8 protein-coding genes and 1 pseudogene are annotated in these 6447 nt (G+C 72.2%); 5 read left to right on the forward strand and 4 right to left on the reverse strand.

All coding sequences use genetic code 11. The annotated features are described in order from the left end of the window. The coding region (locus tag ACFV0G_RS32540; protein ID WP_380555783.1) for a helix-turn-helix transcriptional regulator at positions 1–1122 on the reverse strand (1122 nt) is incomplete at its 3' end. Positions 1123–1219: 97 nt separating this feature from the next. Here ACFV0G_RS32540 and ACFV0G_RS32545 point away from each other — a divergent pair. After that, positions 1220–1618, forward strand: coding sequence for a VOC family protein (locus ACFV0G_RS32545; RefSeq protein ID WP_380555785.1), 399 nt, complete (start codon positions 1220–1222; stop codon positions 1616–1618). A gap of 374 nt (positions 1619–1992) precedes the next feature. Here ACFV0G_RS32545 and ACFV0G_RS32550 read toward each other — a convergent pair whose 3' ends face one another. Further along, on the reverse strand, positions 1993–2385 hold the full coding sequence (locus ACFV0G_RS32550; RefSeq protein ID WP_380555787.1) for a nuclear transport factor 2 family protein: 393 nt from the start codon (positions 2383–2385) through the stop codon (positions 1993–1995). Between the two features lie 120 nt (positions 2386–2505). Between ACFV0G_RS32550 and ACFV0G_RS32555 the strand changes: the two genes are divergently transcribed. The 3 genes from ACFV0G_RS32555 (at position 2506) to ACFV0G_RS32565 (ending at position 4224) form a co-directional block, all read left to right on the forward strand. Then, positions 2506–2961: a MarR family winged helix-turn-helix transcriptional regulator gene (locus ACFV0G_RS32555; protein WP_380555789.1), complete on the forward strand. Its 456-nt coding sequence runs from the start codon at positions 2506–2508 to the stop codon at positions 2959–2961. 57 nt (positions 2962–3018) lie between these two features. Next, a complete protein-coding gene (locus tag ACFV0G_RS32560; RefSeq protein WP_380555791.1) occupies positions 3019–3597 on the forward strand; it encodes a YdeI family protein in 579 nt (192 codons plus the stop codon). A gap of 132 nt (positions 3598–3729) precedes the next feature. Beyond that, on the forward strand, positions 3730–4224 hold the full coding sequence (locus ACFV0G_RS32565) for a hypothetical protein (protein WP_380555793.1): 495 nt from the start codon (positions 3730–3732) through the stop codon (positions 4222–4224). Between the two features lie 38 nt (positions 4225–4262). Here the strand turns inward: ACFV0G_RS32565 and ACFV0G_RS32570 are convergent. Further along, positions 4263–5153: pseudogene (locus ACFV0G_RS32570) on the reverse strand (IS982 family transposase). Between the two features lie 77 nt (positions 5154–5230). Next, a complete protein-coding gene (locus tag ACFV0G_RS32575; protein ID WP_380555795.1) occupies positions 5231–5677 on the reverse strand; it encodes an anthrone oxygenase family protein in 447 nt (148 codons plus the stop codon). 91 nt (positions 5678–5768) lie between these two features. Between ACFV0G_RS32575 and ACFV0G_RS32580 the strand changes: the two genes are divergently transcribed. Then, complete coding sequence (locus ACFV0G_RS32580) at positions 5769–6347, forward strand: TetR/AcrR family transcriptional regulator (RefSeq protein ID WP_380555797.1); 579 nt, start codon at positions 5769–5771, stop codon at positions 6345–6347. The last annotated feature ends 100 nt before the right edge of the window (positions 6348–6447 follow it).

Consider the following 6447-nt stretch of genomic DNA (forward strand, 5'->3'; position numbering starts at 1 on the left):
GCCCAGGTCGACCTGCGCCGCCCGGCCGTCGCCCGGATCATCGCCGACCACGGCATCGACACCGTCGTGGAGCCGCACCGGAGGCCCGAGGGGGGCGGGCGCCCGGGCGGGGGGGGGGGCCCCCGCCAGCCGCCGGGCAAGTCCGCGGACCAGGTCGCGCAGCTCGTCCGGCTCCTCGATCACGAACGGCCGGTCGAGTGCGGCGAGTACGGCCGGGAGCCAGTCCAGGTGCTCGGCGCGGAGCTCGACGCGGCACCAACTCCCCTCGCCGACGGCCTCCGTGTCCTCGGTGAGCTCCTCCACGGTCGCAACGGTGGCGGGGAGCCGGGTCCGGATCTGCTCGGGGGCCGCCTGCATCCGCAGGACCACCCGGTGCCGGTAAGCCGCCGCGGCGAAGCCGGCCACCAGGCGCTCCGCCGGATCGGGGCCGGCGGGCGGCTCGAAGGTGCCGGGGCGGCTCCTCGCGTCCGTGATGCGGTCCAGCCGGAAGGTGCGCTCCTCCCCCACCGCGGGGTCCAGCCCCGTCACGTACCACCGGCCGGAGTGGACGACCAGGCCGTACGGATGGACCGTCCGGACGCTGCGCCGGCCGTCGGCGGCCGTATGGGCGATCTCGACCGGTGTGCGGTGGCGGACGGCATCGGCCAGGGAGAGCAGGACGGCGTTGTCCACCTCGCCGCCGCCCGGGGCGCCGGTGCCGTCCGGGGTACCGGCGTTGTTCGGGCCCGCGGTGAACGCGAGCGATCCGAGGACGGCGTCCAGCCGGTCGGCCAAGCGCCGGGGAAGGACGCGGCGGATCTTGGCCAGGGCGGTCTCGGCTGCCGTGCCGGCCGGTCCGGCGGACCCGGCGTGCCGGCCGGCGACCAGCCCCAGCACCACGGCCACGGCCTCGTCGTCGGTGAGCATCAGCGGGGGCATCCGGTACCCGGGCGCGAGCCGGTAGCCGCCGTACCGGCCGCGCACCGAGACGACCGGGATCTCCAGCTCGACCAGGTGCCCGATGTAGCGGCGGACGGTGCGCTCGTCCACCTCCAGCCGGGCCGCCAGTTCGGCCAGGGGGCGGACCCCGCCCGCCTGGAGGAGTTCCAGCAGGGCGAGGACGCGGGACGTCGGTTTCGACATACCGGGAATTCTCCCGCAGATACCGGGCGGAACCTGTCCGGTATCCGTCCTAGCGTGGCTCTCGTCCGCAGCACCACCGAGCACCACGGAGAACCCCATGAACCTCGTCTCGATCCGCCTCATCACCGAGGACGTCGCACGCCTGGTCGGCTTCTACGAGCGCGTCACCGGCGCGACCGCCTCCTGGGGCAACGAGAACTTCGCCGAACTCGCCATCGGGCCCGCCACGCTGGCGATCGCGAGCACCCGGACCGTACCGCTGTTCGCGCCGGGCGCCGCCGAGGCCGGCGCCAACCGCAGCGCCATCGTCGAGTTCCTCGTCGAGGACGTCGACGGGCTGTACGCGGAACTGAGCGGGCAGGTGGAGGGGTTCGTGAACGCGCCGACCACGATGCCCTGGGGCAACCGGTCGCTGATCCTGCGCGACCCGGACGGCAACCTGGTCAACCTGTTCACCCCGGTGACCCCCGCCGCCAGGGCGAAGTTCGGTCGCTGACAGCCGTGTCGGCATAGCCGGCTGCCGACCGGACGTTGCTCAGTGCGGCCCGGCGAGCAGCGCGGCGACCAGGGTGCGCGCGTGGCCGGCGTCCAGGCGGCCGGGCCGGAAGAGGATCCGGTACACCATCGGGGCGACCACGGCGAGCGGGCACCCCCTCGGTGCCCGGTGCCCGCTCGCCGCGCTCCGCCGCACGGGCCGGGATGACGCCGATCCGGTCGGCGGCGTACGCGGAGCACTGCCCGGCGTTGCCGCCGTCCGGGTCGTCGCCGAGGGCCGGGCCCACCGCCTGCTGCCCACCCCGGGCCGAGCGGCCGGGTGAGGCCGCCCCGACAGGCCCCGGGACGCGGCCGGCGGTTCGCACGGGGTGGCCTTCAGCGCGCACTGCCGAGGTTCCGGTCGCCCTCGGCGCCCTCCAGCAGGAGGGTGGTCTCCTCGATCCGACGGAAGCGCCCGTCGGGGGCGAACTCGGCGAAGAGGTAGACCTCCATACGGACGGTGGATCCATCGGTCTTGGTCACCTGCACGGTGTGGCGGTCGGCGTAGCGGTCGCCGTTCACGAGTTCGTCGTGCACCTCGACGGAGCCGCCCGCCACCACGGTGCGCAGGTGGGCCATGTGGGCGAGGAACTCCGTCCGGTCGTCCCACCGGCCGTCGGTGCGCTGGCGGTAGTCGGGGGCGAAGTGCCGGTCGGCGGCCTCGTCCAGGTCGAGGCCCGGGGTGAGGAGCAGGTCGGTGAGGGCGGCGGTGATGTCGGTGCGGTTCATCGGGAATCCTCCGGTTCGCAGGGAGCACTCGCCGTGAGCGACGGCGGTGAAAGTGCGTGCCTTGAGCACGCTTCCGACTGTAGCAGGAGAAGCGTGCGCGGCGCACGCTAATCTGAAGGGGTGACGAACACGCCCGGACACGACATCGCCGATGCACTGGGGCTGCTCCTGCGGCGCAGCACCCGCGCCCGCCTCTACACCCGCCTCACCGAGGGCCTGGGCGAGGCGGTCGACGAGCTCACCTATCCCGTCCTCAGCGGCCTCGCCCGGACCGGCCCCTGCAGCGCCGCCGACCTCGGCCGCGAGATCGGGCTGGACCGAACGACCGTCACCCGGCGCGCCGACCGACTGGAACGCGCCGCCCTGTTGCAGCGCCAACCGGACCCGGCCGACGGCCGCGCCACCCTGCTCGCCCTCACCGACGAGGGCGCGGCCACGGTGTCGGCCACCCGGCAGCGACTGGCGGCGGCCATCGAGGACTCCCTCGCCTCGTGGCCGCAGGCCGACGCCAGGGCGTTCGCCGAACAGCTGCGCCGGTTCGCCGACGAGGGCCCGTTCGCCGCGGACGGCGACTGAGCGCCCATCCCGGCCGACCTCCCGCAGCACGCGGGGGCGGGAGATAGCCTCGGCCGCATGGACGAGATCGACGGGGTCGAGGTCCTCGCCTTCGCGGACGGCGCCGCGTTCGAGGAGTGGCTGGCCGGGCACCACACGCGCCGGGAGGGCGTGTGGATCAGGATGGCGAAGAAGAGGTCCGGCATCCCGACCGTCACCGACGACGAGCTGGTCGACATCGGGCTCTGCTACGGCTGGATCTCCGGCCTGCGCCGCTCCTGCGACGAGCAGCACTACCTGCAGAAGTACCTGCCGCGGCGGCCGCGGAGCACGTGGTCGCAGGTGAACGTGGACCGGGTCGCCGCGCTGACCGCCGCCGGCCGGATGCGCGAGCCGGGCCTCGCGGAGGTCCGCCGCGCCCAGGAGGACGGGCGGTGGGCGGCGGCCTACGCGTCGCAGCGGACGGCGACGGTGCCGTCCGACCTCGCCGCGGCGCTGGCCGCGGAGCCCGCGGCGGCGAGGGCCTTCGAGGCGCTCGACCGGACCGCCCGCTACCTGCTGATCCTCCCCCTGCTCCGGGCCCGCACCCCGGACGCCCGCACCGCCCGCCTCGACCGGGCCCTGCAATCGCTCCGGGACACCGACCCACCTGCCTAGACGAGTAGGTCCGATGTGATGGTGGCCGAAGTCTCATGATCGCGCGGCTGAAGGGCCGGCCAGACCGTTCAGGCCAATCGCCTCGCGGTTATGGTGTGGCGGGTCCACCGAGGCCATGAATTGGAGGGGCCCATGACGGTCGAGAAGCAGCGGCTGCTGGACGAGACTCCGTGGCCCGAGCAAGCCACCCTGGCCTACGGCGAGATGGTGGAACTGACGACTCCGCATCCGCCCATTCCGAGACTGGGCCGGCTCGGGCCGGAGGTCGTGGGCAGCCGTGGTGTGATCGTCGGGTGTGTCATCGAGCAGGACGAGCGCGATGGCTACGTCGGGCCGATCTACTCGGTGGAGACCGAGGACGGCAGTCCCTGGGGGCTACGGCCGGAGTTCCTGATCTCCAGAGGACGACTTCATCCCGACATGCCGCCCCGCTATCGCAGCGACCTGCCCGACGGAACGCACGTCCGAATCCACACGGAGTCGGACTCACCGAGCGGGACGACGGAAGCTGTCGGCGAGGTCACCGGGATCTGGTGGACGACGTCCTTGGAGCCACCGAAGGGCTACATCGTGCAGGTTGGCGACCACGTCCGATGCGTGACCCCAGAGCAGACCGAGGCCCTCTGACCAGGCGAGAGCCTGCCTGCGGTCACCGCCGGATGCCGTCAGTGGTCGAATGCGATCAGCGAGCGCGTGTCGGGTGCCCCGGCCTGGTTGTTGTGCCAGATCCCGGCCGCCATCGCCAGGACTCGCCGGGCCACCCGGTTCGCTACGCCCTCGAATGTCCGCCCGCCGTGTTGTTCCAGGTCAAGCCGCCCCCCGAGGGTGTCGTTGACCGACTCGATCAGCTGGCGGACCTTCTTGAGCATCGAGTCGCCGAACCGCTTCTGCTCGCGTTTGAACGAGGTCCATAGCAACTCGATACCCAGATCGGCGAGTTCACGCTCGAACGCCTTCGAGGCGAAGCCCTTGTCCGACATGAGCAAGATGCCCTCGTGTCGGGCGACCAGCTCGGTGTCGACTTCGAGCATCCGGCCAGTGCCTCCCGCTCGTCGAGCTTCGGGTTGGCCAGGGCCCACAGGATTGGCATGCTGGTCGGCGTGCAGACCTGGTACAGCCGCAGGGCCCAGAAGAATCGGGAGTGTGAGGCGCCGTAGCCGTAGCCGGCCCAGCCGGCCATGATCGTCCGCTGCACGGTCGGGCGGGACATGCCGCACGGCACCGGCGTGGAGTCGGCGATCCACACGGTGTCCGTCCAGAAGTCGCTCTCCCGGGCCAGTTCCCGGATCACGCGCTGCCCAGAGGCAGTGCCGACCGGAGTCCCTCGTTGTAGCCCGCGCGCTGGGGCGGGTACGGGAACATGCCGGACAGGCGCTTGTGCGCGTAACGCAGCCAACGGGCCTCGGAGTGGTACCCGAGCAGCGCCTGGGCCACCGCAGGGCACACGAGTTCGGAGTCGCTCAGCAAGGGCGGGCGTCCCAGCCATCGCCTCCTCCGATCTCGTCGTCGATCTTCACGTGAAGTACGGTCAAGAGGGTGTTCAGGTCGGTCGTCACGAACTGATCCTGGACGCCCTCGACCCTTTGGCGGGCCCGAACTTCGGATCTACTCGCCTAGGGTGCGGCCCGCGGGTTCAGGCGAGGGCGGCGACCAGCAGGGCGAAGGCGGCGATGATGACGGCGACGCGGATGTAGTGGAAGCGGTCCCAGCGGCTCATCTGCTCCTTCCAGTCCTCGGGCCGGTTCTCGGGGGTCCAGGTCTTGCTGCGGTTGTTGATCGGGACAAGCAGCAGGACCGACATGAGCACACTGGCGATCAGCAGCGCGCCGGCGGTGACGACGAGTCCGGCCCCGGGCCGTTGCCATCCGGCGACGGCCCAGACCGCGGCGAGGACGAGTGAGGTGATGTACCAGAACGGCATCACGGCGCCCAGCATCCGCCCCCCGTGGGCGCGGGCGAGCTGGCCACTGTCCTCGGGGAGTGCGCTGAAGATCGGGTTCATGACGAAGGCGACGGAGAACTCCACCCCCACCATCACGCCGGTGACCACGGTGGTGACGACCTCGAGTGCGTTGAGCATGGCGATCCCTCCAGGCATCTAGCGTTGCTAGCTGATGGAGCAACGGTAGTACTGCTGCCGCTTGATTGTCTAGCGGTGCTAGGATCGAGCCATGTCGGTACAGGAACGCAAACAGCGCGAGCGGGCCGAGCGCGAACGCCTCATCGTGGCGACCGCCCGCGAACTCGCCGAGCAACAGGGGTGGGACGCGGTCACCACCCGCCGGCTCGCGGAGCGCATCGAGTACAGCCAGCCCGTCCTCTACAGCCACTTCCGCGGCAAACGCGAGATCATCGGCGCCGTCGCCCTCGAGGGCGCCACGGAGATGGCCGCGGCGCTGCGGGCCGCGACCTCCGCCGCGGACGGCCCCCGCCACCGGGTCACCGCCCTCGCCCGCACCTACCTCGACTTCGCCGCACGCAACCCGGCGGTCTACGACGCCATGTTCCAGCTCGACGGCGGCCTGGCCTTCGCGAACGAGGACACCCCCGCGCCGCTGAAGGACGGCTTCGCCGCCCTGCTGGAGAGCCTCGAAGAGGTCGCCGGGGACGGCGTGCATCCGGGACTGTTCACCGAGGTGTTCTGGGCGGCCCTGCACGGAGTGGCCACCCTGACCCGGGCGCGACGACTCCCGCCGGAGGACACCGAGCGCAGGGTGGAGCTGCTGGTCGACCGGCTCGCCATCACCTGACCGGTGCGCGGGCGGCCCGGCCCCGCCGGCACCCCGCCCCCCCCGACCATCCGGCCAACCCACCCGCCCCCCCCCGCCCCCCCCCCCCCGACCCCCCCCC

The organism is Kitasatospora sp. NPDC059571, assembly GCF_042735675.1.
Taxonomy (GTDB): domain Bacteria; phylum Actinomycetota; class Actinomycetes; order Streptomycetales; family Streptomycetaceae; genus Kitasatospora.

Coding starts and splice junctions, on each gene's coding strand:
- ACFV0G_RS32545 (WP_380555785.1), top strand. CDS start 1,220: ATGAACCTCGTCTCGATCCGCCTCATCACCGAGGACGTCGCACGCCTG.
- ACFV0G_RS32550 (WP_380555787.1), bottom strand. CDS start 2,385: ATGAACCGCACCGACATCACCGCCGCCCTCACCGACCTGCTCCTCACC.
- ACFV0G_RS32560 (WP_380555791.1), top strand. CDS start 3,019: ATGGACGAGATCGACGGGGTCGAGGTCCTCGCCTTCGCGGACGGCGCC.
- ACFV0G_RS32565 (WP_380555793.1), top strand. CDS start 3,730: ATGACGGTCGAGAAGCAGCGGCTGCTGGACGAGACTCCGTGGCCCGAG.
- ACFV0G_RS32575 (WP_380555795.1), bottom strand. CDS start 5,677: ATGCTCAACGCACTCGAGGTCGTCACCACCGTGGTCACCGGCGTGATG.
- ACFV0G_RS32580 (WP_380555797.1), top strand. CDS start 5,769: ATGTCGGTACAGGAACGCAAACAGCGCGAGCGGGCCGAGCGCGAACGC.